The 1614-nt window shown below is 59.1% G+C and carries 2 protein-coding genes; both read left to right on the top strand.

Annotated features, from left to right (window positions below; genetic code table 11):
* Nucleotides 1-197: hypothetical protein (locus tag LH128_RS34920; protein WP_327195336.1), on the top strand; the 197-nt coding region annotated here is incomplete at its 5' end.
* Between the two features lie 45 nt (nt 198-242).
* Nucleotides 243-1457, top strand: a complete 1215-nt coding sequence (locus LH128_RS30665; RefSeq protein ID WP_083910380.1) for an IS701 family transposase — start codon at nt 243-245, stop codon at nt 1455-1457.
* The last annotated feature ends 157 nt before the right edge of the window (nt 1458-1614 follow it).

Raw genomic sequence — 1614 nt, 5'->3', positions numbered from 1 at the left:
GAAGGGCTGGTTGCCCTTCCAAGGCCGCTTCGGTTCGAGATGGAAGCCATTCCGGCGTCCCGAAGGGATTTGACCAAAAAGGCCCAGCGCCGCGTCGACAGGCCTTGAAATATCGACATATTCCTTCGCCCTGCCTCCTTGCGCTGAGCCATTTTGCCTCAAACCTCGATGGTGCTGTTTATGAGTTTACGTCCTAGCATTACAGTTGCATATTGATTGAAACTCTGAATCAATGGGTCTCCATGGTAAGGAGGCCGTGGATGACGGGTGCATCGATTGAGACCACGCTGGAGCTATGGGCATCGTCGCTTCGCGACGTGAAGGCTCGGATGCGGGACCTGTTCACGCAGGAACGAGTTGCAGCCTCAGCGAACCTTTTCCTGGATGGTTTGCTGGGTGACGAGCGCCGTAAGACGGGCTGGATGCGCGCAGAGGCGGCGGGTGATCCGGGGCCTTGGCGACAGCAGGCCATTTTGGGCCGGGGGCGCTGGGACGCGGACGGGCTTCGCGACATTGTGCGGGAGTATGTTGTCGAAAACCTCGGCACACAGGACGCCGTTCTGGTCATTGATGAGACCGGGTTCCTCAAGCAGGGCAAGGCATCCTGTGGTGTTGCGCGTCAATATACCGGCTCGGCGGGCAAGATCACAAACTGTCAGATTGGGGTGTTCGCCGCCTATGTATCGGCACAGGGCCATGCCTTTATCGATCGTGCGCTTTATTTGCCCAAGAGTTGGACCGGCGATCCAGCAAGGCTGGCTGCCACACACGTTCCCGAGACCATCGCCTTCGCCACCAAACCGGCTTTGGCTGTCGATATGATAGGGCGCGCGTTGGCAGCAGATGTGCCTTTTTCCTGGGTGGCGGCCGATGCGGTATACGGCGTTGGCGACATCGAGGGCGCGCTGCGCCGAGCCTGTAAAGGCTATGTTCTCGGGGTCAAATCCGATCATTACTTCGGTTCATGGGCAGGCAAGCCCATGGTCGCGGGCAAAGCGGAGGAGATTGCCCGCGATCTTGCGCCCGATGCATGGCAGCGCCTGTCTGCTGGCGAGGGAACCAAGGGCGCGCGGCTTCATGACTGGGCTTACTGTGAACTCGCCGATCTCGAAGCTGATGAATATGATGAGACGAAATCGGGACTTTGGACCCGGGGCCTTCTGATCCGCCGCAATATCAGCGACGGCGATCTCGCTTTCTTCACAACCTGGTGCCCCGCCGGGACAGGCATCCAGGCGCTTGTTTCCGTCGAAGGTCATCGCTGGGCAATCGAAGACAGCTTCGAAACCGCCAAGAACGAGCTCGGCCTCGATCACAACGAAACGCGATCATGGCATGGCTGGCATCGCCACGTCTCGCTCGTGATGCTCGCTTTCGCCATGATGGCGGTGATCCGATATCGCGCCAACCACGCGACGCCCCCAAAAAGACTAAGGATGCCGACCATCAGGATCTGATCCGCTGGTCGATCCAGGAAGTCCGGCGGATCGCCAACAAGCTGGCCCAGCGTCGTATCCAGCCCGCCTACATCATCGCCTGGTCATGCTGGAGACGAGCGCATCAGGCTGCCGCACGGCGCGCTCATATCAAGTCAAAAATGCAACTGTAATGCTA

The organism is Sphingomonas sp. LH128 (assembly GCF_000293195.2).
In the GTDB taxonomy this organism is placed as follows: Bacteria; Pseudomonadota; Alphaproteobacteria; order Sphingomonadales; family Sphingomonadaceae; genus Novosphingobium; species Novosphingobium resinovorum_A.
Note: the sequence above shows the minus strand (reverse complement) of the source record. Positions and strands in the feature narration are given on the sequence as shown.